This window comes from Streptomyces sp. NPDC001933, from assembly GCF_042890955.1.
Lineage (GTDB): Bacteria > Actinomycetota > Actinomycetes > Streptomycetales > Streptomycetaceae > Streptomyces.
Genome location: NZ_JBIASS010000016.1, coordinates 220,026 through 244,157, shown reverse-complemented (window position 1 = coordinate 244,157; position 24,132 = coordinate 220,026). Strand labels below are relative to the sequence as shown.

Here is a 24,132-nt window from a genome sequence, read left to right as displayed (position 1 = left end):
GTGGAGAGCCTCCGCGCTGAATTCAGGCCGCTGGATTCGGGGAGCGCACAGCGAGAGAAGCGGCGGATTCGGGTACCCCCGGCGTACTGATTCGCCCGCCCCCAGTACGCTCGTCCGTTCAGGTGACTGCCCGTCATAGCACTTGTGTCATATTCCAGTTGTATGGGTCACTTGCGTAACCAAACCGGTGGGCCGCCCATCCCTCTCCGGGGGAGCGCGGAACCGTTCTGTTCGCCGACCGTCCACGCATGACGGACCTTGGCATCTTTTGCTCCGGATGGCCGCGATGGGCGCCCCTGTAGAGGACTTGGATCCGACCAGTCGTCCCTGCCGAACAGCAGCAGGGACTGGTGCGGCAGCCCCCGGCCTCTGCATGTGAGCGGTGCGCGATCCAACGCGCACACCAAAACACCTCGTCATCGGGGCCACGAGAGCAGCCGGCCGGCCACGGCCTGCGGGGTCGGCCGGCGCGCGACTCGGCTCATCACGGCTCCGAATGCCCTGCTCGGCGGACGGCCGATGACGGCGCCGTTCCCCACAACAGGCGCCCTTCGGAAGGTTCCCCGGGCTCGCCCAGCGGCGTCCCCGGGGACCGGTCGAGCGGGAGGTGAGCGCGGACGGCCGGGGCCGGACAGCGTCCCGGTGGTCCGAGTCGCGGCCATGGGTCCTGATCCGGGCCCGTCTCGAAGTCAACTTCCGGATTCGAGAGGTCAGTTCAAGGAACACGGAGGACGATCATGCCAATCAGTCCCAACCAGGGCTCCACCGGTGGCGGTACCACCGTCACCATCACGGGCACCAACCTCACGGGCACCACCGCGGTGCTCTTCGGCACCAAGCCGGCGACCGGTGTCACCAACGTCTCGCCCACCCAGGTCACCGCTGTCTCACCGTCCGGTTCCGGCGCGGTCGGCGTGACGGTGGCCACCCCGGGCGGAACCAGCAATCCGATCCCGTTCTTCTACGTCGGCGCCCCGTTCAAGTCCGGTCTGAACGTGAGCTCGGGCCCCACCGGAGGCGGCAACACCGTTGTCATCAGCGGCACCGGCCTGTCCACCGCGACGGGGGTGTCCTTCGGCGTCAATACCGCCACGCCGACGGTGCTGTCGGACAGCCAGATCAGTGTCGTCGTGCCCGCGGGTGCGGCAGCCGGGCCGGTGGGCGTCAGTGTGACGACCGCCGGAGGATCCAACAACGGTCTGTCGTACACGTACATCGACGTCCCGACCATCACCGCGGTCGCTCCGGCTTCCGGACCGACGTCCGGCGGAACGGCGGTGACGATCACGGGCACCAACCTGACCTCGACGAGTCAGGTCACGTTCGACGCGGTGCCGGCACCGTTCTCGGTCATCGACGCGACGACGGTGTCCGCCGTCACCCCGGCCGGTACCGTCGGCGCGGTCGACGTCGGTCTCTCCAACCCCGCGGGCACGGCCACGGACGTCGGCGCCTTCACCTATGTGGCGGGCCCCGGTATCTGATCCGCCACGGCTGTGGCACCGGCCGTAGGCGCGGAACAGCGCCCGGCGCCGGTACCGCTTCCGGTGCATGATGCCCGCCCCGGTCGGCGCGCTCCGCGCCCGGCCGGGCGGGTACCCACTCGGCACCACTCGCTCGCGCCGCCCGGCCAGGAGGTCCGGGCGGCGCCCGAACCTCACATTCCGGTCCCCTCGTCCCGTCCCGTCCACAACACCCCCCGTCCATGACGTCCTGTCCACCACACCCCGGTCACACCACCCTGACAGGAGAACGGCAGTGGAGCACTCCGCCGGCTCAATGCCCCACGCTGCGCAGCCGTCGACGGCTGCGGCGGCCCACGCGATCACGACGAGCAGTCCATTCCCGGCGGCCGCAGTAACGGTCGCGACGCCCACGATCAGCTCCCTCACCCCCACCCGGGGGCCGGTCGAAGGCGGGAACACGGTCACGCTGACCGGGACCGGCTTCACCGGTGCCACCTCGGTCCGTTTCGGCACCACGGCCGCCGCGTTCATCACCGTCTCCGACACCCAGGTCACCGCGATCGCCCCCGCCGCGCCCGCCGGCCCGCTGAGTGTCACGATCACCACTTCGGGCGGCACCAGCGCCGGTATCTCCTACACGTATGTCGCCGCTCCGGTTCTGGACAGTGTGGCCCCTGCCCAGGGACCACTCGCGGGCCAGAACACCGTCACCCTGTCCGGAACCGGCTTCACCGGTACGACCTCTGTTCGTTTCGGCGTGAACTCGGCGATTTCGTTCACCTTCGTCTCGGCGACTCAGCTGACCGCGGTGGTCCCCACCGGCAGCCCTGGACCGGTCGCCGTCACGGTCACCACGCCCGGCGGCACCAGCACTCAGGCCGTCTCCTACTACTACCTCGGCGCACCGGTCCTCAACGGCGTCGCCCCCGGCTCCGGTCAGGTGAGCGGTAACAACGCCGTGACGTTGACCGGGGCGAATCTCCTCCAGGCCAGCACGGTTCGCTTCGGCCCGACGGCGGCCGCCCCCTCCGCGATCGTCTCGGCCACGGAGGTCAGAGCGACGGTGCCGCCCGGTGTCAGCGGCACCGTACCGGTCAGCATCACCACGCCCGGCGGCACGAGCAACACCCTCACCTACCTGTATCTGGGCGTCCCGGTGATCGCCGGTCTGGTACCCGCCCAGGGACCGTCGGCAGGCGGGAACACGGTGACCGTCACCGGCTCCGGACTGACGTATGCCACCGCGGTGCTGTTCGGGAGCGTGCCCGCCGGCTTCACCGTGGTCTCCGACACCCAGTTGACGACCACGGCGCCGCCCGGCGTGCTGGGCGCGGTCACCGTCAGGGTCGTCACCCCGGGTGGCACCAGTATCGGCGTTCCCTACACCCGAGTCGGCTCACCCGCCGTCTGAGCGGTCGGGCGGCGCGGCGAACATCCCCGTCCCAGGCCGGCTCAAGTTTAGATCCGACTCGGCTCGACAGCTCGCCGTCGGCGTTGACAGGATCTTCGCCTCCTTGCTGGACTGCGGGGTCCGGCCACCCCGGTCGGCCACCGTACGAAGAGGAGTTCCCGTTGACAACGAGCGAAGGCCGCGGCACTCCTGCCACACCGGCCGGTCCGGCCTGGTTCATGGCCAATGAACTGCTGGCGTTCGTCGTCGAGGTGGCGGCGTTGGCCGCTCTGGCCTGGTGGGGTTTCGTCACCGGGGACGGTGTTGCTGCCCGGTGGCTGCTGGGGATCGGGGCGCCCGCTGCCGCCGCCCTGGTCTGGGGGTTGTTCGCCGCGCCTCGTGCCCGTTTCCGGCCGTCGCTCGCGGGGGTTCTGCTGGTCAAGGCGGTGGTGCTCGGTGGTGGTGTGTACGCGGTCCATGCCGTGGGGCATTCGGTGGCCGCGGTGTTCTTCGGGGTGGTGGTGGTCGTGAACACGGGGGTGGCGGAGACCTTCCGGCGACGGCTGAACGGTGGCGCGGCCGGCTGACGTTGCGGCGGCATCAGGGGCGGGGCCTGCGGAGTTCAGTCGCTGCACGGGCTGGTGCGGGACGCGGGCTGCGCGCCGGTGGCCGCGGGCGGGCTGGCACGCGCCGGGCTGCTGGAGGCGACCGCGGCGCTGTACATCGGACTGTGGGTGCAGGAGCAGGCGGACGTGCGGGCGATCGCGCCGCCGCTGGCATACGCGACGGGGCCGGGGCCGAGCAGCAGTAGCCCTGTCCCGGCCGTATCGGCCCGGCTGCCGGCGGTCCCACGTGACCGTGGCCCGGCTGCTCCGCGTGGAGCAGCCGGGCCACGGTCACGTATCAGGGGTGCCGGATCAGATCAGGCCCTGGGCCAGCATCGCGTCCGCGACCAGTTCGAAGCCGGCGATGTTGGCGCCGACCACGTAGTTGCCGGGGCTGCCGTAGCGCTCCGCGGTGGTGTAGCAGGAGTCGTGGATGTGGCGCATGATCTCCGCGAGGCGCTCCTCGGTGTGGGAGAAGGTCCAGGAGTCGCGCGAGGCGTTCTGCTGCATCTCCAGGGCGCTGGTGGCCACGCCACCCGCGTTGGCGGCCTTGCCGGGGGCGAAGGCCACGCCGGCCTCCTGGAGGACGCGTACGGCCTCCGGCGTGGTGGGCATGTTGGCGCCCTCGGCGACCGCCTTCACGCCGTTGCGCACCAGGGCCACCGCGTCGGCCTCGTGCAGCTCGTTCTGGGTGGCGCAGGGCAGGGCCACGTCGCAGGGGACGTTCCAGACGCCGGTGCCGGGGACATACTTGACGTGCTCGCCGCGGCGTTGCGCGTACTCGGAGACGCGGCCCCGGCCGGCCTCCTTGATCTCCTTCAGGAGGGCGAGGTCGATGCCCTTCTCGTCCACGACGTAGCCGGTGGAGTCGGAGCAGGTCACCACGGTCGCGCCGAGCTGCTGGGCCTTCTCGATCGCGTAGATCGCGACGTTGCCCGAGCCGGAGACGACGATGCGCTGGCCGTCGAGGGACTCGCCCCGGCTGCGCAGCATCTCGGCGGTGAACATGACACAGCCGTAGCCGGTCGCCTCGGTGCGCGCCTGGGCGCCGCCCCAGCCGAGGCCCTTCCCGGTGAGGACGCCGGACTCGTAGCGGTTGGTGATCCGCTTGTACTGGCCGAACAGGTAGCCGATCTCGCGTCCGCCGACGCCGATGTCACCGGCGGGGACATCGGTGTACTCACCGAGGTGGCGGTGGAGTTCGGTCATGAACGACTGGCAGAACCGCATGATCTCGGCGTCCGAGCGGCCCTTGGGGTCGAAGTCCGCGCCGCCCTTGCCGCCGCCGATGGGCATGCCGGTGAGCGCGTTCTTGAAGATCTGCTCGAAGCCGAGGAACTTCACGATGCCGAGGTTGACCGAGGGGTGGAAGCGCAGCCCGCCCTTGTACGGACCCAGCGAGCTGCTGAACTCGACCCGGAAGCCACGGTTGACGTGGATGTCGCCGGAGTCGTCCGACCACGGCACCCGGAAGATCAGCTGGCGCTCGGGCTCGCAGACGCGCTCGATGATCCTGGCGTCCACGAACTCCGGTCGCTTCGCGAGGACCGGGCCGAGGGTCTCCAGGACCTCCCGTACCGCCTGGTGGAATTCCTTCTCGCCCTGGTTGCGCCGGAGGATCTCGGCGTACAGCGGCTCGATGATGCTGCTCTCGGTGGCGTGCGGGGTTACGGAATCAGGGGTGGCCTGCATCAGGTCAAGACCTTCCGTCGGTGGGCATGCGCGCGAAGACGCCCCCCGTCCCGGGGGCGCCGGCGGTCCCCCTCCCCATTGAGGGCGTCGCCCAGACTTCGCACGCTCTGCGGCTCACGAAAGCGACGTACTGAACCGTTGTGGCCCACCCATTGTCCCAGTCGCCCCGGTGGTTCTTTCAAGGGGACCCGAGCAGGGGGGACGGCCCCTACGCGCGCGCCTCGCGTCGCAGCATCCACAACCCCGCTCCGGAGGCGATGACGACCAGCCCCGAGACCACGCTCAGCACGATGTGGAGAGCGTTGTTCTCCATCAGGTTGAGTGCGACGTTCGCGGCGATCGCGGCGCAGAGCGCGAGCCAGAGCAGTGCCTTCATGGGGTTCCTCCGTGTGGGTGACCGGGGTGATGTCGTGCGGCCGGGTGATGTCTTCATTCTGTTGGCGGGAGGCGGCCGCCACGAGGGGCCGGCCCCCCGTTTCCGTGGTGTAGCCGGCTACACCACGGAGCCGGGGTACGCGCGGGCTGCGGCCCGGTCCGGATTGTTTTATTAGGGTTTGCCGGGTGGGGATCACCGAGAACACCGGGCCGCGCGTAGAGGAACTCGCCCCGGAGGGCGGGCCGGAGGACGGGTCGGTCTCCGCCGGTACCGCCGGGGATCCGGCGCTGTGGTGGGTGCCGGGGATCGCGGTGCTCGTCGTCGTGCCGCTGTACGTGTTCTGGGCGCTGGTGCTGGCCACCGGTGGCGGTGATCTGGCGGCGCAGCTCGCCTGGGCCGGCTTCGCCTCCCGGCATCCGGGGTCCGTGTACAACCTCTCCTGGTACGGAGGGATGCACACCGCCAACTACAGCCTGCTGACGCCGCCGCTCATGGCGGTGTCCGGGGTGCGGACGGTGACCGTCGCCGCCGGGCTCTGCGGGTCGTGGGCGCTGGGGCGGCTCTGCGTACGGAGCGGGGTGCGGTGGCCGGTCGCGGTCGCGGTGCTGGGTTCGCTGACGCTCTGGTGCAATGTCGCGTCCGGGCGCACCACGTTCGCGCTGGGCGTCGCGATCGGGCTGGTCGCGCTGGTGTACGTACGGCGCCGCCGCACGGGCATCGCGGCGGGCTGTGCGGCGCTGGCCACGGCGGCGAGTCCGGTGGCGGGGCTGTTCCTGGTGGTGGCGGGCGCGGCGTACGGGCTGGACCGGCAGTGGCGTCGGGCGGCCGGGCTCGCCGTGCCGCCGTTCGTGATGGTGGCCGCGACGACGCTGGTCTTCCCGTTCACGGGTGAACAGCCCATGGCGGCGGGCAGGTTGTGGATGCCGTTGGCGGTCTGCGCGGCGCTGTGGCTCGCGGCGCCGCGCGAGGGCGGCTGGCGGGTGGTCCGGTTCGCGGGCGCGGTGTACGCGGTCGGCACCGTGCTGACCTTCCTGATCGACTCGCCCATCGGGACGAACGTGGAGCGGCTGGTGGGGCTGGCCGGTCCGCCCGTGCTGCTGGCGGCGGCGGCCGTCCTGACGAGGGGCCCTGGGCGGGTGCGGGGCGGCGCGGCCGTGCTGCTGGCCGGGATGCTGGCGTACAACTCGGCCTGGCTGGCCGGCAAGACAGATGACGACCTGCGGGTCTCCGGCTCCGTGCCCGCCTGGGCGGCGCACACCGACGGCGTGGTCGCCGAGCTGCGCCGGCTGGGTGCCGGGCGGACCCGGGTGGAGGTCGTGCCGGCCCGCAACCACCGCGAGGCGACGGTCCTCGCCCCGTACGTGAACATGGCGCGCGGCTGGAACCGGCAGCTCGACGTGGAGCGCGGGCGGCTGTTCTACGAGGGGAAGCCGGCCCCGGCGACGTACCGGGCCTGGCTGGACCGGTGGGGCGTGGGCCTGGTCGTGCTGCACAGCGGCAGGCCGGACGGGCCCGCCGAGGCGGAGGCGCAGATCGTCCGGCGCGGCGCGGACTGGCTGGAGCCGGTGTGGCAGAACGCCGGGTGGCGGATCTACCGGGTGCGCGAGCCCGTACCGCTGGTCTCCGCTCCGGGCTCCGTCGTACGCGGGGACGACGCCTCCCTGGTGGTGCGGATGCCCGCCGCCGGGTCGGTGACGGTACGGATCGCCTACTCGCCGTGGCTGCGGGCGGACGGCGGCGGGTGCCTGCGGCAGGACGGCGAGTGGACGCGGCTGACGGTGGAGCGGGGCGGGGAGTACCGGCTCGATTCGCACTACCGGCTGTGGCCGTCCGGGTCCTGCTGACGGGGTCTGCCGGCAGGGTCGGCGCGGCCCCGGGAGTCAGTCCGTGACGCCCAGGTCCTGGCGCATCAGCTGCCACATCGTGTCGAGGCAGGGATCGGCCGCCTTCAGGTCCTCCAGGGCCTGTTCGGCGTTCTCGCCGTCGCGGGTGACACCCCGGTCCAGGCGTTTGACGACGGCGTCACTGCCGGCGAGCACCCGGTTGAGGTCGCGGGAAGCCTGCAGTATCCGTTCGGGCACGATCATCTGCGCCTCGGCGTAGCGGTCGCGGTGGTCGAGGCGGGCCTCTTCGAGCTGGTTGCGTTCCTGCTCCGTGTAGACGCCGTCGCGGATGCGGTGCAGGGCGTCCTTGAGGAGGGTGTAGAACTGCCGGGAGGCCCGGTTCATCGCCGTGTAATGGGTGCGCCGCTCCTCGAACTTCCGCCGCTCGTCCGCCAGTCGGGTCTCCTCGGCACGCTGGCGCACGGTCAGCCGCTGCGCGAACACCGGGGCGAGGAGGGTGCCGAGCACCCCGACGACTGCGGTGATCATGGCGGTGATGGCGGTGGTCATGGCAGCGAGACTAATGCGGGCCGCCGGGCGGCGTACGCGCGGTTCCCGGGGGCATGGTGACGGATCATCAGACATGATGCCGTCATGACAATTCCACGGGTGGCGAGACGTACCCGGAACCTCGCCGGATCACCGTTGCCGGCGGCTCGCCCGGCCCTCCCGCCCTCGCCCGGGTACCGGACCGCGCCGCACACGGCGTGCTTACCGCCACGGGTGGGCGACATGCGCCGCTACCTCGCCGTCGGCCTCGACTGCTACCTCTGCCTGGTCACCGTCGGCATCCTGGCCCGGCCGTACGTGGACAGGTCCGATTCCGCCGAGGCGGCCGGCCTGCTGTTCGGCCCGGCGCTCGTGTTCTCGTTCCTCAACCATGTGGTCCTCACCGCGATCACCGGGGCCGGCGCGGGCAAGCTGATCATGGGGATACGGGTGGTCGGACTTCCCGACGCCGGGCGGCCGGGGCCCTGGCCGCTGCTGCTGCGCTGGCTGTACGGGCTCTGCTGGCTGCCGCTGCAACCCTGGTACGGGCTGCGCTCGCTCCTCTCGGGCCCCGGTGTCCTGCCCCGCACCACGCTCTGGAACGGCGGGAACGGTGAGCTGCGCGCCGATCCGCTGGGCCTGCGCCAGGTCCGCCGCAGCGACCTCGCCGCCCACCGGACCGCCACCGTGGCCGCCCGGGCCCACCGCTGAGGCCGGGCCCGCAGGCCCGGCACCTGCCCACGGGCCCCGGTCCGGAAGCCCTGGGCCATGACCCGGCCGATGCTCTGCTTCGCGTAGTCGTTGCCCTTGGCGTCGAACTCGAACTTCTGGCGCCCACCGCCCGATCCGGGTGCGGCTGCGCGGCTGCGGCCTTGGTGACCGTCATGTCCGCGCCGGGGCTGTACAGCGATTCCAGGACCTCGTCCTGGGCCCGGCTCATGCCGGTGGCCACCGAGCTGACGACGATGACCAGCGCGAGCCCCGAGGCGACGACCGGCGCAGCCCTGCCGACGCCGGAGGCGGCGACACCGCGGATCCGAGGGGATCCGGGTGCCGCCGCCTCCGTACGGGGTTCGGGCCGCGCCGGGGATGGGCGCGCGGGCCGGGTCAGGCCTCGGAGCCCGCCGTCCACTCCGCCCAGCTCATGTTCCAGCCGTTGAGGCCGTTGTCGGGGGTGATGGTCTTGTCCGGGGAGTTCTTGACGATGACCACGTCGCCGACCATGGAGTTGTTGTAGAACCAGGCGCCGGGCTGGTTGGCGTCGCCCGCGCCCTTCACGTCGGCGAGGCCGACGCAGCCGTGGCTGGTGTTGGCGCTGCCGAAGATCGACCGCGCGCCCCAGTAGTTGCCGTGGATGAAGGTGCCCGAGGTGGACAGCCGCATGGCGTGCGGCACGTCCTTGATGTCGTACTCGCCCTTGCCGTCGTCGTCGGTGAAGCCGACCGTCGCACCGTTCATCCGGGTCTCCTTGAACTTCTCGGAGATCACCATCTGCCCGTTGTACGTGGGGTTCTCGGAGGAGCCGGAAGAGATCGGGATGGTCTTGATCGTCTTGCCGTCCTGGGTGACGGTCATCGTCTTGGTGTTGGCGTCGACCGTCGAGACCTGGTTGCGGCCGACCTTGAAGGTGACCGTCTTCTGCTGGACGCCGAAGACGCCGTCCGCGCCCTCGACGCCGTCCAGCGCCAGCTTCAGCGTGACGGTGGAGCCGCCCTGCCAGTAGTTCTCCGGACGCAGGTCGAGACGCTGCGAGTTGAACCAGTGGCCGACGACTTCCTGGCCACTGCTGGACGTCACGGTGATACCGGCCTGGACGGCCTTCTTGTCCGTGATCGCCTTGTTGAAGTTGATCGAGACCGGCATGCCGACGCCGACGGTGGAGCCGTCCTCGGGGGTGAAGTTCCCGATGAAGCTGTTGGCGGGCGAGACGGTGGTGAAGGAGGAGTTCTCGTGCGCCTCGCGGCCCTTGGAGTCCTTCGCCGTCGCGCTGATCTTGTACGTGGTCGAGCGCTCCAGCTGGACGTCCGGCTTCCAGCTCTTGCCGTCGGCGGAGAGCGTGCCCTTGACGGCGTCCCCGGCCGCCGTGGTCATGGTGACCTCGGAGAGCGTGCCCTTGGTGACGGTGACCTTGGCGTCGTTGTTGATGCTCGCGTTGGTCGCGCCGTTCTTCGGCGAGATCGCTATCTGAGCTTCCGAGGCGTCCTGGGCCGCGGCCTTGTCGACCTCGGCCTGCTGCGACTTCTTCGAGCTCTCGGCGCTGCTGCCGCTCGTGTCGCCGTCGTTGCAGGCGGTGAGCACCAGAACGCCGCCGAGCAGTGCGGACGCGGCCATCAGGCCCCTGCGCCGCTTGCTGTCCGTCATCACACGCTTCTCCATCGTTGCCGAATCCCCAAAAACCCCGAGCGGAGCCGCCGTCGACCAGCGAAACCCGTCATTGGTCCTAGAACCCAAGGAAAGGGTCCTCCGTTCCACATCCACGAAAGATGTGGGGAACAACACTCATCGACGCGTCCGCGGTTGCGGTGGTTCCCGACGCCGGTCCCGTAGGAGCGACCGGCGAACGAAACGGCCCCGGACCGCGTACGAAAACGGTCCGGGGCCGGTGTTCACCAGCTGCTGGTCCCGCCGCTCGCGGCGACGTGACCGTCGTCGTCCTCACCCATTGTGCGGGACGCCGCCACCGCTCCCCACGCCGTCCTCCTCGTACTCTTCTTCGCCGTCCTCGTCGTCGAGGTCCCAGGCGTCCGGGTCGTCGGGGTCGTAGTCCACGGTCTCGCTGCTCCAGGAGGCCTGCGCGAGCTCGACCCCGGGTACCTCGCTGACCAGGTCGAACGGGTCGATGAGGGAGGCGAGGGCCTCCGCGCCGTCCTCCCGTACGGCGGCCTCGGCGTGCATGCGTTCCTCGGCGGACTCGCCGCCCGGCTCCCCGTACTCGGCGGCGATCGACTCCAAAGCGGTGCCGCTGAGGGCGGCGGGGTCGGTGATCTCCAGCACCATTTCGACTCGAAGCCGAACAAACTGTGATGTCTCAGAAGTGCTCATGTGCCGGAGCGTAAGCTCCCCGCTCTCCCGGCTTTCCCGCGACCCGCTGCTTTCATTAGCATCGGCGCACATGACTAACTCACGGCCGTGACAAGGGGATCGATTCCGTGGTCGTCGCTCGCCGCCCGCTCCTGACCGCCACCGCCGCGGGCATACTGCTGGCCGCCCTCTGGTTCGTACCGTCCGCCAACGCGACGGACGGACCGGCCGCTCCGTCGGGCAACCGGAGCGGACCGGCCACCACCTCCGCCGGGGACACCGCGGCCGGTCCGAGGCTGGCCGACACCGGGACCGGCATCGACACCACCCCGTATCTGATCGGCGGAGTGGCGTTCCTGGGCATCGGCGCGGCGTTCGTCTCCCACTCGGCACGCCGCACCGAAACCCGGCCCGCCTGACGGACCAGGGCCTCTCGTTTGGATCATGCCGGGCTCGCGGGGTCCGGCCTGATCCAAACGAAAGACCCTAGTGCAGCGGGCCGGTCACCGGCTCGACCGCCGCGACCAGCTTCCCCGCGCGCACGAACGCGTCCGCCGCGGCCAGGTCCGGCGACAGGAAGCGGTCCGGTCCCGGGCCCTCGACGCCCGCGGCCCGCAGCGCCTCGATGACGGCCTGCGAGGCGGGCGCGGGGGTGAGGCCCCCGGCGGCGCGCAGTTCGATGGCGCGGGTCGCCGCGTACAGCTCCACGGCGACGATCCGGGCGAGGTCGTCGACGGCGGTACGGAGCTTGCGCGCGGCCGACCAGCCCATGGAGACGTGGTCCTCCTGCATCGCGGAGGACGGGATCGAGTCGGCCGAGGCGGGCACGGCGAGCCGCTTCATCTCGCTGACCAGGGCGGCCTGGGTGTACTGGGCGATCATCAGGCCCGAGTCCACCCCGGCGTCGTCGGCGAGGAACGGCGGCAGCCCGTGCGAGCGGTTCTTGTCCAGCAGCCGGTCGGTGCGGCGCTCGGTGATGGAGCCGAGGTCGGCCGCGACGATCGCCAGGAAGTCGAGTACGTACGCGACGGGGGCGCCGTGGAAGTTGCCGTTGGACTCGACCCGGCCATCGGGAAGGACGACGGGGTTGTCGACGGCGGAGGCCAGTTCGCGGGCGGCGACGGTCCCGGCGTAGTCGAGGGTGTCCCGTCCCGCGCCGTTGACCTGCGGGGCGCAGCGCACCGAGTAGGCGTCCTGAACGCGGGGCGCGTCATCCTGATGGTGGCCGGTGAGGCCGGAGCCGGCGAGGACCCGCAGCATGTTGTCGGCGCTGACGCCCTGGCCGGGGTGCGGGCGGATGGCGTGCAGCTCCGGGGCGAGCACCTTGTCCGTGCCGAGCAGCGCCTCCAGGGAGAGCGCGGCGGTGATGTCGGCGGAGGTGTAGAGGGTCTTCAGGTCGGCCAGGGCCATGACGAGCATCCCGAGCATGCCGTCGGTGCCGTTGAGGAGGGCGAGGCCCTCCTTCTCGCGCAGCTCGACCGGGGTGATGCCGTGGGCGGCGAGCAGTTCGCCGGCGGGGCGCACGGTGCCGTCGGGGCCCTCCGCGTCGCCCTCGCCCATCAGCGTCAGGGCGCAGTGGGAGAGCGGGGCCAGGTCGCCGGAGCAGCCGAGCGAGCCGTACTCGTGGACGACGGGCGTGATGCCCGCGTTGAGGACGACGGCCATAGTCTGCGCGACCTCGGGGCGTACGCCGGTGTGCCCGGAGGCGACCGTCTTCAGCCGCAGGAACATCAGCGCGCGGACGACCTCGCGCTCGACGCGCGGGCCCATGCCGGCGGCGTGCGAGCGGACGATGTTGCGCTGGAGCCGGCCGCGGAGATCCTGGCCGATGTGCCGGCTGGCCAGCGCCCCGAACCCGGTGGAGACGCCGTAGACCGGCTCGGGCTTGGCGGCGAGCGCGTCCACGATCTCGCGGGCGGCGGCGAGCGCATCGACGGCGGCTGCGGAGAGCTCGACGCGGGCGTTGCCGCGGGCCACGGCGATGACGTCCTGAGCGGTGGTACCGGACGTCCCCACCACCACTGTGTGCGTATCCATACTCAAAAGCGTACGGATCATTCAAAACCATATGGATTGAACCCTTCATGTCGCCAGTGGTGGCGCGGCCGACCCCTTACCGGCCGGTGCGGCGCTCAGGGCCGGCTGCCACGCAGGTGACGGCGGTCGTGCGGGGACCTGGGCGGCGCGTCGGCCAGCCGGAGCACCTCACCGTCCCGCCCCGCCACCACCGGCTTGACCGAACGGGCCGCCTTCGCCCGGTACTGGGCCGCGTCCGCCAGCCGGAACAGCCGCCGCGCCGACACCACCGGGCCGATCGGATCACCGGTCGACGCGATCCCGCACGCCACCCCGTCCCCGAGCTCCAACTCGGCCGCCCGTTCGCAGAGTTCGGCGGCAACCCGGACCACGTCGTCGACCTCCGGGCCCAGCGTGAGCAGACAGAACTCGTCGCCGCCGAGCCGCGCCGCGAGCGCACCGGGCAGCATGGCGCCGCAGCGGGACAGCACCGAGCCGAAACGTTCCAGCAGGCGATCGCCGACCGCGTGGCCATGGGTGTCGTTGACCTGCTTCAGCCCGTTGAGGTCGCAGACGACCAGGCTGACCACCGCCCCGTCCTCCCGGTGCCGCTCCACCGCCTCGTCGAGCCGCACATCGACGGCGCGGCGGTTGGCCAGACCGGTGAGCGGATCGGTGAAGGCGAGCTTGCGGACCTCTTCGAGCCGTTCGGCCTGGGAGATCCCCGCAGCGACGACCGCGGCCAGCACGGTCGCGAAGTCCGCGTCCTCCCGCCCGAACACCGGCGCCCCCACCGGGCGGGCCACGTACAGCTCGCCCCAGGCCCGCCCGTGCAGCACGATCGGCGCGACCACGCAGCAGCCGCGCCCGCGCCGGCGCAGCGCGGCCACCCGCTCCCGGCCGTACCCGCTCCCGTACTCCCGCACCCCGGCGCCCGCGTCCGCCGTGCCGTCGGCGGTCTCCACCCAGGCGTCCGGTTCACCGCCCCCGGCCCACCGTTCGTGCAGGAACTCGGTGATCTCCGGGAACTGGTGCACCGGATACGCCTCCGCCTCGGGGAACTCCTCCTCCCCCTCGGCCCGTTCGCCCGCGTTCACCAGCACGCGCAGCTCCCCGCGCCCGCGCTCCCACACGGAGAGCGCGGCGAAACTGCCGCCCAGCGCCTCGCACGCCCCCAGCGCGGCCGCTCGCCACGACCCCCGCGGGGTGTGTGCCGCCGCCATCGTCTGCGCAAGCGAAACCACGGCCCGCAGCCGTGCATCATCACCACCCATCGCTACAGCTTATGTAGTTTTGTGGTGATTTGATCAGTTTCGGGCGCCACCCACCTTCACTGCGTGTCTATTAGGTTGCATAACGTCACACTGCGTCACTCGCCGGGCCAGTTCGGCTTGCGCTTCTCGTTGAACGCGGCCACGCCCTCGGCCCGGTCGCCGGAGAAGGCCACCGACCGCCAGGCGGCGTCCTCGACTTCGAGACCGGCCCTCAGATCGAGTCCGTGCCCCAGCCGCAGCGCCCGCTTCGCGGCCCGCAGCCCCACCGGGGAGTTGGCGGCGATCCTGCCCGCGAGCGCCAGTGCGGCCGCCCGGTCCTGCCCGGCATCCACCAGCTCGTCGACCAGCCCTTGGCCGAGCGCCTCGGCCGCCTCCACCCGCCGGGCCGTGAAGACCAGCTCGGCGGCGCGCGCCGCGCCGATCCGCCGCGGCAGCAACTGCGTACCGCCGCCGCCCGGGATGACACCGACCGACACCTCGGGCAGGCCGACCACGGCCGTGCGGTCGGCGACGATCAGGTCGCAGGACAGGGCCAGCTCGAACCCGCCGCCGAGCGCGAAGCCGTGCACGGCGGCGATGGTCGGCATCGGCAGTTCGAGCACACCGGTGTACGCGGCGCGGGCGGTCGGGCGCTGGCGCAGCAGTTCGGCGTCGGTGAAGGAGTTCCGCTCCTTCAGGTCGGCACCCACGCAGAAGGCCCGCTCATGGCTGGAGGTGAGGACGGTGACCCGTACGCCGGGGTCGACGGCGAGCGCGGCGCAGGCGGCGGCGATCGAGCGGGCCATGTCGGTGGACACCGCGTTCATCGCCTTGGGCCGGTCGAGCACCAGCTCGGCGACGTGTTCCTGCCCCTCGTGGACCCGTACGGCGACGAACTCCCCGAACCGCTGCTCGGACGTGACGGTCATGACTGCACCCCTCCGGTTAACGATCGTTACCGGAGGGATCCTATGGCGCGGCCCGGCCAGTGGTCAGGGGTGCGCCCGGCCCGGCTTCCCGGCCCCGCGAGGTGCCGGGCTCAGGAAGTGCCGCGGCGGGCCAGCAGCCAGGGCTCCACCACGCCGAGCCCGCGCACCGGGCGCTGCCACATCGGCTGGAGCCCGTAGCGGTACTTGGGCACGGCGGTCGGCTCCACGCCTTCCTGGCGCTCCTTCTCGGCCACCGCGGCCTCCTGGGCCGCCTGCGCCTCGGAGGCCGGGGCGTCGCCGGTACGGGTCAGCTCCTCCGCGAACGCCCCGTCCACCAGCACGGCGTCCTTCGGCGCTATCGACGTCAGCCGGCTGGCGAGGTTCACCGTCGTGCCGAAGACATCGCCCATCCGGGTGGTGACCGTGCCGAACGCGATGCCCACGCGCAGCGCCGGCATGGTCTCGTCCTGGGTCATCGCCTCGATCAGGCGCAACGCGATCTCGGCCGCGGTGCCCGCGTCGTCGGCGGCGAAGAGGACCTCGTCGCCGAGGGTCTTGATGAGGCGGCCGCCGTGGGCGGCCACCAGGTCCGCCGAGGTGGTCTCGAAGGCCTCGACCAGCTCGCCGAGCTCCTCCTCCTCCAGCCGCCGGGTCAGCCGGGTGAACCCGACGAGGTCGGCGAAGCCGACGGCCAGGCGGCGGTCGACCATCTCCTCGTCGTCGGCGGCCTGGACGACCCGCCCGGTCGCGGCGGCCAGCTGGCGCCGCCACACGTAGACCAGGAACTCCTGGAGCTCCGGAAGCAGCAGCTCGACCAGCGGGTACGTGACCTCGGTACGGGTCATTCCGGGCTCGGGCGGCTCGGTCAGCCCCTCCAGGAAGGAATCGATCTGCCACTCCGCCAGGCGGGCGGTGGTCTGCCCGGTGGACCGGGCCACCTGGATCGCCATCGGCTCGCTGAGCAGCCCCGCCTCGACGAGACCGGCGAGCCGACGCAGCGCCAGCACATCGGCCTCGGTGAGCGCCTTGGCCTGCCCGATGTCGGCGAAGCCCATGGCCCGCCAGAACCGGGAGGCCAGATCCATCGAGACACCGGCGGTACGGGCCGCCTGGAACGGCGTGTAACGACGGTCGGCGCCCAGGATCAGCTGTTCCAGCCGGATCGCGAGGGGGTCGTCGGTCGGTTCCGCCGTATGGTCGACTTCGTGATGCGGTGTCGCGTGGACCGAGGGTTCCGACGGGGGCTGTGTGCCCGCACCGGAGGTCGTGTCGTCGACGGTCACCAGCCGCCTCCTGCCCGTTCCCTGCGCACTGCCCTGCCGATCTGTCGGTGGATCGCCTCAACGATACGGCAGGTGTGCCGAAGCTCACGCCCCTATGGCGTCCCGGAATGTTCCTGGGTGAGCCGGGGGGCGTGGGTGGTTGCGGCCGGTGGGGGGTTTCCACGAGGGCACGGTTTTCAAGCCACGACGCCTCCCGGAACGCTGCCTGGGTGAGCCGGGGGGCGTGGGTGGTTGCGGCCGGTGGGTGGTTTCCAGGTCGTCCCGGAATGTTCCTGGGTGAGCCAGGGGGCGTGGGTGGTTGCGGCCAGTGGGTGGTTTCCAGGAGGGCACGGTTTTCAAGCCATGACGCCTCCCGGAACGCTTCCTGGGTAAGCCGTCCCCAGCCCGTCCGGCGATTGAGGACAAGACGGCAGCCGGGCGCCCCGCCGTCAGACCAGACCGCCCTCCACGCCCCGCAGGTGGACGATGTCGCCGGCCGATACCGGTTCCTGGAGGCCGTCCTCGGTGGACAGGATCAGGCGGCCGTCGCCGTCGATCGCCACGGCCTCGGCCACGACGGTGCGGTCGCCGGGCAGCTGGGCCCGTACCGTCCGGCCCAGCGTCGCGCAGCCCGCCGCGTACGCCGCCTGGAGGCCGCTCGCCGCCGCGTCGCCGTCCGCCGCGCGCCACTGGCCGTACCAGTGCTCCAGCGAGCGCAGCACGCCCCGCAGCAGCGTCTCGCGGTCGGTGGACACGGCACCGGCCAGGGCCAGCGAGGCGGCCGTGGGGGTGGGCAGCTCATCGGCGCGCAGGGAGACGTTGAGGCCCATGCCGACGACGACGCCGTCCCCGGCGCGCTCGGCCAGGATGCCGCCCGCCTTGCGCTCCACGCCCTCCACCGTGACCAGGACGTCGTTGGGCCACTTCAGGGCCGTGTCGACGCCCGCGGACTTCGCCAGGCCGGTCGCCGCGGCGACGCCGGTGAGCAGCGGCAGCCAGCCCCACCGTTCGGCGGGGACGTCGCCCGGCTTCAGGTAGACGGAGAAGAACAGGCCCGAACGGGCCGGAGCCGTCCAGGTGCGATCGAGGCGGCCGCGGCCGGCGGTCTGCTCCTCGGCGACCAGCACGGTGCCTTCGTCGAGCCCGGCCGGCGCACGCCGGGCGAGCTCGGAGTTGGTGGACCCGATCGTCTCCACGACGTCGAGCGAGGTCCACAGCCCGCCCGGCCGCAGCAGTCCGCGGCGCAGCGCGGCAACGTTCAGGGGCGGTCGGTCCAGGTCCGACCAACGGCTCTGTGGCGCATCCGAAGGTGTCATGCAAGCCAGACTAGGTGTGGCAAACGACGCACTGCCGAACCGTATCCGCGCCGATACGCTACGGATCAGTAGGTGTTTCAGTACCTGTTCAGCAGCACAGTCGTCCCCGTGACCAGGCAGGGAGCCGCCACCCGATGTCCGAGCCGGAAGAGACCGACATCCACACCACCGCGGGCAAGATCGCGGACCTGCAGCGCCGCATCGACGAGGCGACGCACGCGGGCTCCGCGCGCGCGGTGGAGAAGCAGCACGCAAAGGGCAAGTTGACCGCGCGGGAACGGGTCGAACTGCTGCTCGACGAGGGTTCCTTCGTGGAGCTCGACGAATTCGCCCGGCACCGCTCGACCAACTTCGGCATCGAGAAGAACCGCCCTTACGGGGACGGCGTCGTCACCGGTTACGGCACGGTCGACGGCCGCCCCGTCTGCGTGTACTCGCAGGACTTCACCATCTTCGGCGGCTCGCTCGGCGAGGTCTACGGTGAGAAAATCGTCAAGGTGATGGACTTCGCGCTGAAGACCGGCTGCCCGGTCATCGGCATCAACGACGGCGGTGGCGCCCGGATCCAGGAGGGCGTGGCCGCACTCGGTCTGTTCGCCGAGATCTTCCGCCGCAATGTGCACGCCTCGGGTGTCGTGCCGCAGATCTCGCTGATCGTCGGACCGTGCGCGGGCGGCGCGGTCTACTCCCCCGCGATCACCGACTTCACGGTCATGGTCGACCAGACCTCGCACATGTTCATCACCGGCCCCGACGTCATCAAGACGGTCACCGGTGAGGACGTCGGCTTCGAGGAGCTCGGCGGCGCCCGCACCCACAACACCACCTCCGGGGTGGCGCACCACATGGCGGGCGACGAGAAGGACGCCATCGAGTACGTCAAGTCGCTGCTGTCGTACCTCCCTTCGAACAACCTGTCCGAGGCGCCCGCCTTCCCCGAGGCGGCCGATCTCGCAACCACGGACGAGGACCGCGAGCTCGACACCCTCATCCCGGACTCGGCGAACCAGCCGTACGACATGCACACCGCCATCGAACACGTGCTGGACGACGGCGAGTTCCTGGAGACGCAGGCCCTGTTCGCGCCGAACATCATCACCGGCTTCGGGCGCGTCGAGGGCTACCCCGTCGGCATCGTCGCCAACCAGCCGATGCAGTTCGCCGGTTGCCTGGACATCAACGCGAGCGAGAAGGCCGCACGCTTCGTCCGCACGTGTGACGCCTTCAACGTGCCCGTGCTGACCTTCGTCGACGTCCCCGGCTTCCTGCCCGGCGTCGACCAGGAGTACGGCGGCATCATCCGCCGCGGCGCCAAGCTGATCTACGCCTACGCCGAGGCGACCGTCCCGCTGATCACGGTGATCACCCGCAAGGCGTTCGGCGGCGCGTACGACGTCATGGGCTCCAAGCACCTCGGCGCCGACATCAACCTCGCCTGGCCGACCGCCCAGATCGCCGTGATGGGTGCGCAGGGCGCGGTGAACATCCTGCACCGCCGCACCATCGCAGCCGTCACGGACCCCGACGAGGCAGACGCCACCCGCGCCAAGCTGATCGCCGACTACGAGGACACCCTGCTCAACCCCTACGTGGCGGCCGAGCGCGGTTACGTCGACGCGGTGATCATGCCGTCCGACACCCGCGCCCACATCGTGAAGGGGCTGCGCCAGCTGCGCACCAAGCGGGAGTCGCTGCCCCCGAAGAAGCACGGCAACATCCCCCTCTAGAAAGGGTCCTGGCCATGATCAAGGTCGTACGGGGCAACCCGACCCCGGAGGAACTGGCAGCCGCACTGGCGGTGGTGCGGGCGCGCACCGCCGCGACGACGTCGTCCGACGAGTCGGCCGGTGCTCCGGCCACCGGGCCGGCGCTGCCCGGCCAGTGGTCCGACCCGGGGCGCATCGCCCGGCGCACACGCCCTCTGCCGGGGCCCCGGGCCTGGGCCCGGACGTACTGGCCCGGGTAGGCGCGGGAGCAGCCCTTCGCGCACGTTTCCGGAGGTCCGGGCCCCTTTGGGTCCGGGCCTCCGGTGCGTCCGGGCGCGATCTGGTCCGTACGCACCACGGCGGCTGAGTACCCGTACTCAGGCGCACCGTCCGCCACGGCAGCAGGATCGTTTCCATGCTGTGGTCCGACCCCGAGAACAAGCCGCCGAAGGAACTGCGCGACGCCCAGGACATGATGCGTCGTGCGGGGCTGGTGCTCGCTCTCGCGATGGTGGTCGCGATGATCGCGATCGGAATGCGCTGAGGGGCCGGTCCGCGGAGGCCGCCGTACGGGGCCGGGGCCGGTGCGGCTCTTCTACGATGGCCCGTATGACTGATCAGCGCCGTCTCGTGCTCGCCTCCGCCTCCCCCGCCCGCCTCGGTCTGCTGAGGCAGGCCGGTTTCGCGCCCGAGGTGATCGTCAGCGGGGTGGACGAGGACGCGCTGAGCGCCCCGACCCCGGCCGAGCTGGCGCTGGTGCTCGCCGAGGCCAAGGCGGCGGCGGTGGCGGGCCGGGCGGAGGCGGCGGGCGCCCTGGTCATCGGCTGCGACTCGGTGCTCGAACTCGACGGCGAGGCGCTCGGCAAGCCGGCCGACGCCGAGGAGGCCATCGCCCGCTGGAAGTCCATGCGCGGCCGGGCAGGTGTGCTGCAGACCGGCCACAGCGTGATCGACACCGCGACCGGACGTACCGCCTCGGCGACCGCCTCCACGACCGTCCGCTTCGGCGAACCGACGGACGCCGAGATCGCCGCCTACGTGGCAACCGGCGAGCCGCTCCACGTCGCGGGCGCCTTCACCCTGGACGGCCGCTCGGCACCGTTCGTCGACGCCATCGAGGGCGACCACGGCAATGTCATCGGGCTCTCGCTGCCGCTGCTGCGCCGGCTGCTGGGCGAGCTGGGGATCTCCGTCACCGAGCTCTGGGTCTGACGCGCGACGGGCCGGCGGTCCGGCGGCCCGGCTCGGGAACGAGTCGGACCCGGCTCGGGTCCGACTCGGGCCGGACCGGTCAGACGGCGGCCGGAGCTCCGGCGTCGTCGGCGGGCTCCTCGGACGGGGGCTCCTCGGACCGGGTGCCGTACGCCACCAGAGTGAGCACTATCAGCCCGAGCACCACCATCATGCTCGCGAACGCGGCCCAGCCGATCAGCCCGACCGTCAGCGCGCCCAGCACAGCGTGCACCACGGCGCAGATGATCAGGACGATGCGGGCGAACCGCCCGGGGGCCCGGTCGCGGACGCCGGCCAGCAGCAGGAACAGCCCGCACAGCAGCAGGTACAGGCCGAAGAAGCCGCCCATCGCCCAGGTGCCGTTCGACATGACGGCGGGGTTCATCCCGGCCAGTGACATGTCCTGGTTCTTGACGACCGTCGCCAGGATGCCGTTGATGAGCACGATGCCCACGGCCTCCGCGAACAGCACGATCGCGGCCACGAACGCCACCGGTCTGCGCACCACGGTGTTCACCCCCTGTTACCTGCAGTACGTGAGATAGCGCGGACCCTACTAACCGGTAACGCTCCGGACAAGGGCCCGGCGATCTCCGCTTCCGCCCCGCGCTCGTGGCGCACGCGAGCGCACTCGTCCCGCACCCCGCTGTCGCGGCCCCGGGCGCGTCGGGCAAAGAATCGTTCGCCCATTAGTGGGGACTCGACAAAGAAACGCGCGGAGTCACAGCTCGCCCGAACAGAGACCTGGACCACACCTCGTGGCTACTGTGCGGTTATGAAACCCGGCGTACCGTGGTGCCACAAGGGATTTCGCGACTTGAGCAAGCCTCGAATCACACTCCGTGTGGGCAAGCTCACCATTGGGGACGGGTCGTAGGGCCGTGTCGGTAGTCCCTAAACTCAGCTTGTTTCAAGGAGGGAGCCATCGTGCGCAAGGTGCTCATCGCCAACCGTGGCGAAATTGCTGTCCGCGTTGCTCGGGCATGCCGGGATGCCGGGATCGGGAGCGTGGCCGTCTACGCAGACCCGGACCGCGACGCTCTGCATGTGCGTGCGGCCGACGAGGCATTCGCTCTGGGCGGTGACACCCCGGCCGCCAGCTACCTGGACATGGCCAAGGTGCTCCAGGCTGCCAAGGACTCCGGTGCCGACGCGATCCACCCGGGCTACGGCTTCCTGTCGGAGAACGCCGAATTCGCGCAGGCCGTGCTGGATGCCGGCCTGACATGGATCGGCCCGCCGCCGCAGGCGATCCGGGACCTCGGCGACAAGGTCGCCGCCCGGCACATCGCGCAGCGCGCCGGGGCTCCGCTGGTGGCCGGCACGCCCGACCCGGTCGAGGGTTCCGCCGAGGTCGTGGCGTTCGCCGAGGAGCACGGGCTGCCGATCGCGATCAAGGCCGCCTTCGGTGGCGGCGGTCGCGGGCTGAAGGTGGCCCGCACGCTGGAGGAGATCCCGGAGCTGTACGACTCCGCGGTCCGTGAGGCCGTCGCGGCGTTCGGCCGGGGCGAGTGCTTCGTGGAGCGCTACCTCGACCGGCCGCGCCACGTCGAGACGCAGTGCCTGGCCGACAGCCACGGCAACGTGGTCGTGGTCTCCACCCGTGACTGCTCGCTCCAGCGCCGCCACCAGAAGCTGGTCGAGGAGGCCCCGGCACCGTTTCTGTCCGACGCGCAGAACGCGGAGCTGTACGCGGCGTCCAAGGCCATCCTGAAGGAGGCCGGCTACGTCGGCGCCGGCACGGTGGAGTTCCTCGTCGGCACGGACGGGACGATCTCCTTCCTGGAGGTCAACACCCGACTCCAGGTCGAGCACCCGGTGACCGAGGAGGTCAGCGGCCTCGACCTCGTGCGCGAGATGTTCCGCATCGCCGACGGCGAGGAGCTGGGCTACGACGACCCGGCCGTGCGCGGGCACTCCTTCGAGTTCCGGATCAACGGCGAGGACCCGGGCCGCGGCTTCCTGCCCGCCCCGGGCACCGTCACCACCTTCGCCCCGCCGACCGGCCCCGGTGTCCGCCTCGACGCGGGCGTGGAGTCCGGCTCGGTCATCGGCCCGGCCTGGGACTCGCTGCTGGCGAAGCTCATCGTGACCGGTGCGACCCGTGAGCAGGCGCTGCAGCGCGCGGCCCGTGCGCTGGCCGAGTTCAACGTGGAGGGCATGGCCACCGCCATCCCGTTCCACCGCGCGGTCGTCACCGACCCGGCCTTCACCAGCGAACCGTTCCAGGTCCACACCCGCTGGATCGAGACCGAGTTCGTCAACGACATCAAGCCCTTCACCGCCACGGCCGCCACGGAGGCCGAGGAGGAGGCCGGCCGCGAGACGGTCGTGGTCGAGGTCGGCGGCAAGCGCCTGGAGGTCTCCCTGCCCTCCTCGCTCGGCATGAGCCTGGCCCGCACCGGACTCGCCGCGGGCGCCAAGCCGAAGCGCCGCGCCGCCAAGAAGTCCGGCTCCGCGGTCTCCGGCGACACCCTGGCGTCCCCGATGCAGGGCACCATCGTCAAGATCGCCGTCGAGGAGGGCCAGGAGGTCCAGGAGGGCGACCTGATCGTCGTCCTGGAGGCCATGAAGATGGAGCAGCCGCTCAACGCGCACCGCTCCGGCACCATCAAGGGCCTCGCCGCCGAGGTCGGCAGCTCGGTCTCCTCCGGCGCCGTGATCTGTGAGATCAAGGACTGACCGACACGTTGTTCCGCACGACCGGGTCCCCCGGGAAGACGCAGGTCTTCCCGGGGGACCCGGTCGTGCGGTCACTCCCTCGGACGCGTGGTGGCATCCTGGACCCGAGACGGAAGAAGGGATGACCGCGCCATGACGATCAGTACGGCACAGACGCCGCCCCGGCCCATGCGGGCCGACGCGCGCCGGAACTACGACCGGCTGCTGAGCGAGGCGCGGACCGCCTTCGCGGAGCACGGCACCGACGCGTCCCTGGAGGACATCGCGCGGCGCGCGGGCGTGGGTATCGGCACGCTGTACCGGCACTTCCCGAACCGGCACGCGCTGATGAACGCGGTCTTCCAGGAGGCGGTGACGTCCCTGATCACCCGTTCCCGTGAACTCGCGGGGGCGGAGCAGCCGTGCCGGGCCCTGGTGGAGTGGCTGAGCGCGATCATCACCCACGCGGGTGAATACCGAGGGCTCGCGCAGGCGCTCATGTCGACGTCGCGGGACGAGAATTCCGCCCTGGCACAGTGCAATGTGCCGTTGCGCGAGGCGGGGACGGTGCTGCTGGGGCGGGCGCAGGCGAGCGGGGCCGTGCGGTCGGAGGTGTCGATCGACGACCTGCTGCAGCTGACGAACGCGATCGCGCTGGCCGCCGAACAGTCGCCGGAAGACCCGGAGTTGGCGGAGCGGTTGCTGATGCTGACCTTGCAGGGGCTGAAGGGGGCGCGCGCGGAGGAGGGTTGAGCGGGGGGCGTGCAGGCCGTGCGGTCCGCTGCGCGGGGCTGTTCCCCTGCCCGTCCCTTCCCGGCGTCACCGATATGCGGC

General features: G+C 71.3%; 23 protein-coding genes and 2 pseudogenes. 13 read left to right on the top strand and 12 right to left on the bottom strand.

Features of this window, described 5'->3' with window-relative positions; all coding sequences use genetic code 11:
* Positions 1-737: 737 nt before the first annotated feature.
* The 4 genes and pseudogenes from ACFYY7_RS32730 to ACFYY7_RS32715 all read left to right on the top strand — a co-directional run.
* Positions 738-1,484: an IPT/TIG domain-containing protein gene (locus ACFYY7_RS32730; RefSeq protein WP_388667457.1), complete on the top strand. Its 747-nt coding sequence runs from the start codon at positions 738-740 to the stop codon at positions 1,482-1,484.
* A gap of 274 nt (positions 1,485-1,758) precedes the next feature.
* A complete protein-coding gene (locus ACFYY7_RS32725; protein ID WP_388667456.1) occupies positions 1,759-2,877 on the top strand; it encodes an IPT/TIG domain-containing protein in 1,119 nt (372 codons plus the stop codon).
* Between the two features lie 161 nt (positions 2,878-3,038).
* Positions 3,039-3,443 carry a YrdB family protein gene (locus ACFYY7_RS32720; RefSeq protein WP_388667455.1) on the top strand — a complete coding sequence of 135 codons (405 nt, stop codon included), beginning with the start codon at positions 3,039-3,041 and terminating at the stop codon, positions 3,441-3,443.
* Between the two features lie 51 nt (positions 3,444-3,494).
* Positions 3,495-3,653, top strand: a pseudogene (locus tag ACFYY7_RS32715) (NADP oxidoreductase); the annotation flags it as partial.
* A gap of 120 nt (positions 3,654-3,773) precedes the next feature.
* On the opposite strand, the gene gdhA reads toward ACFYY7_RS32715, so the two are convergent.
* The gene (gene gdhA, locus ACFYY7_RS32710; protein ID WP_388667454.1) at positions 3,774-5,153 is read right to left on the bottom strand and encodes an NADP-specific glutamate dehydrogenase; all 1,380 of its coding nucleotides are present in this window, start codon (positions 5,151-5,153) and stop codon (positions 3,774-3,776) included.
* A gap of 208 nt (positions 5,154-5,361) precedes the next feature.
* On the bottom strand, positions 5,362-5,529 hold the full coding sequence (locus tag ACFYY7_RS32705) for a hypothetical protein (RefSeq protein ID WP_388667453.1): 168 nt from the start codon (positions 5,527-5,529) through the stop codon (positions 5,362-5,364).
* Positions 5,530-5,825: 296 nt separating this feature from the next.
* Here ACFYY7_RS32705 and ACFYY7_RS32700 point away from each other — a divergent pair, with 296 nt between their 5' ends.
* On the top strand, positions 5,826-7,373 hold the full coding sequence (locus tag ACFYY7_RS32700) for a hypothetical protein (RefSeq protein WP_388667472.1): 1,548 nt from the start codon (positions 5,826-5,828) through the stop codon (positions 7,371-7,373).
* A 36-nt stretch (positions 7,374-7,409) separates the two neighbouring features.
* Here the strand turns inward: ACFYY7_RS32700 and ACFYY7_RS32695 are convergent, their stop codons facing one another.
* The gene (locus ACFYY7_RS32695; RefSeq protein WP_388667452.1) at positions 7,410-7,922 is read right to left on the bottom strand and encodes a hypothetical protein; all 513 of its coding nucleotides are present in this window, start codon (positions 7,920-7,922) and stop codon (positions 7,410-7,412) included.
* A 222-nt stretch (positions 7,923-8,144) separates the two neighbouring features.
* On the opposite strand from ACFYY7_RS32695, the gene ACFYY7_RS32690 reads away from it, so the two are divergent.
* Positions 8,145-8,612, top strand: coding sequence for an RDD family protein (locus ACFYY7_RS32690; RefSeq protein WP_388667451.1), 468 nt, complete (start codon positions 8,145-8,147; stop codon positions 8,610-8,612).
* Between the two features lie 20 nt (positions 8,613-8,632).
* Here ACFYY7_RS32690 and ACFYY7_RS32685 read toward each other — a convergent pair.
* From ACFYY7_RS32685 to ACFYY7_RS32675, 3 genes and pseudogenes are all read right to left on the bottom strand, one after another.
* Positions 8,633-8,947: pseudogene (locus tag ACFYY7_RS32685) on the bottom strand (ABC transporter permease); the annotation flags it as partial.
* A 61-nt stretch (positions 8,948-9,008) separates the two neighbouring features.
* The gene (locus ACFYY7_RS32680) at positions 9,009-10,277 is read right to left on the bottom strand and encodes an Ig-like domain-containing protein (protein WP_388667450.1); all 1,269 of its coding nucleotides are present in this window, start codon (positions 10,275-10,277) and stop codon (positions 9,009-9,011) included.
* 279 nt (positions 10,278-10,556) lie between these two features.
* Positions 10,557-10,943, bottom strand: a complete 387-nt coding sequence (locus tag ACFYY7_RS32675) for a hypothetical protein (protein ID WP_351255964.1) — start codon at positions 10,941-10,943, stop codon at positions 10,557-10,559.
* 107 nt (positions 10,944-11,050) lie between these two features.
* On the opposite strand from ACFYY7_RS32675, the gene ACFYY7_RS32670 reads away from it, so the two are divergent.
* A complete protein-coding gene (locus tag ACFYY7_RS32670) occupies positions 11,051-11,341 on the top strand; it encodes a hypothetical protein (protein ID WP_388667449.1) in 291 nt (96 codons plus the stop codon).
* A gap of 67 nt (positions 11,342-11,408) precedes the next feature.
* Here ACFYY7_RS32670 and hutH read toward each other — a convergent pair whose 3' ends face one another.
* From hutH to ACFYY7_RS32645, 5 genes are all read right to left on the bottom strand, one after another.
* On the bottom strand, positions 11,409-12,959 hold the full coding sequence (gene hutH / locus ACFYY7_RS32665; protein WP_388667448.1) for a histidine ammonia-lyase: 1,551 nt from the start codon (positions 12,957-12,959) through the stop codon (positions 11,409-11,411).
* A gap of 95 nt (positions 12,960-13,054) precedes the next feature.
* Positions 13,055-14,212: a diguanylate cyclase domain-containing protein gene (locus ACFYY7_RS32660; protein WP_388667447.1), complete on the bottom strand. Its 1,158-nt coding sequence runs from the start codon at positions 14,210-14,212 to the stop codon at positions 13,055-13,057.
* A gap of 95 nt (positions 14,213-14,307) precedes the next feature.
* The gene (locus ACFYY7_RS32655; protein WP_388667446.1) at positions 14,308-15,120 is read right to left on the bottom strand and encodes an enoyl-CoA hydratase/isomerase family protein; all 813 of its coding nucleotides are present in this window, start codon (positions 15,118-15,120) and stop codon (positions 14,308-14,310) included.
* 110 nt (positions 15,121-15,230) lie between these two features.
* Positions 15,231-16,403 carry an adenylate/guanylate cyclase domain-containing protein gene (locus tag ACFYY7_RS32650; protein ID WP_388667445.1) on the bottom strand — a complete coding sequence of 391 codons (1,173 nt, stop codon included), beginning with the start codon at positions 16,401-16,403 and terminating at the stop codon, positions 15,231-15,233.
* Between the two features lie 428 nt (positions 16,404-16,831).
* Entirely contained in the window at positions 16,832-17,698 is an 867-nt protein-coding gene (locus ACFYY7_RS32645; protein WP_388667444.1) for a biotin--[acetyl-CoA-carboxylase] ligase, read from the bottom strand.
* A gap of 134 nt (positions 17,699-17,832) precedes the next feature.
* Here ACFYY7_RS32645 and ACFYY7_RS32640 point away from each other — a divergent pair, with 134 nt between their 5' ends.
* From ACFYY7_RS32640 to ACFYY7_RS32625, 4 genes are all read left to right on the top strand, one after another.
* Complete coding sequence (locus ACFYY7_RS32640) at positions 17,833-19,425, top strand: acyl-CoA carboxylase subunit beta (protein WP_388667443.1); 1,593 nt, start codon at positions 17,833-17,835, stop codon at positions 19,423-19,425.
* 14 nt (positions 19,426-19,439) lie between these two features.
* On the top strand, positions 19,440-19,664 hold the full coding sequence (locus ACFYY7_RS32635; RefSeq protein ID WP_388667442.1) for an acyl-CoA carboxylase subunit epsilon: 225 nt from the start codon (positions 19,440-19,442) through the stop codon (positions 19,662-19,664).
* 155 nt (positions 19,665-19,819) lie between these two features.
* Positions 19,820-19,948, top strand: coding sequence for a morphogenic membrane protein MmpB (gene mmpB / locus ACFYY7_RS32630; protein ID WP_351255940.1), 129 nt, complete (start codon positions 19,820-19,822; stop codon positions 19,946-19,948).
* A 56-nt stretch (positions 19,949-20,004) separates the two neighbouring features.
* Positions 20,005-20,616 carry a nucleoside triphosphate pyrophosphatase gene (locus ACFYY7_RS32625; protein WP_266730148.1) on the top strand — a complete coding sequence of 204 codons (612 nt, stop codon included), beginning with the start codon at positions 20,005-20,007 and terminating at the stop codon, positions 20,614-20,616.
* Between the two features lie 79 nt (positions 20,617-20,695).
* Here ACFYY7_RS32625 and ACFYY7_RS32620 read toward each other — a convergent pair whose 3' ends face one another.
* Positions 20,696-21,154, bottom strand: a complete 459-nt coding sequence (locus ACFYY7_RS32620) for a hypothetical protein (protein ID WP_388667441.1) — start codon at positions 21,152-21,154, stop codon at positions 20,696-20,698.
* Between the two features lie 410 nt (positions 21,155-21,564).
* Between ACFYY7_RS32620 and ACFYY7_RS32615 the strand changes: the two genes are divergently transcribed.
* Together ACFYY7_RS32615 and ACFYY7_RS32610 are read left to right on the top strand one after the other, a co-directional pair.
* A complete protein-coding gene (locus ACFYY7_RS32615; RefSeq protein ID WP_388667440.1) occupies positions 21,565-23,319 on the top strand; it encodes an acetyl/propionyl/methylcrotonyl-CoA carboxylase subunit alpha in 1,755 nt (584 codons plus the stop codon).
* A gap of 132 nt (positions 23,320-23,451) precedes the next feature.
* Positions 23,452-24,051, top strand: a complete 600-nt coding sequence (locus tag ACFYY7_RS32610) for a TetR/AcrR family transcriptional regulator (RefSeq protein ID WP_388667439.1) — start codon at positions 23,452-23,454, stop codon at positions 24,049-24,051.
* The last annotated feature ends 81 nt before the right edge of the window (positions 24,052-24,132 follow it).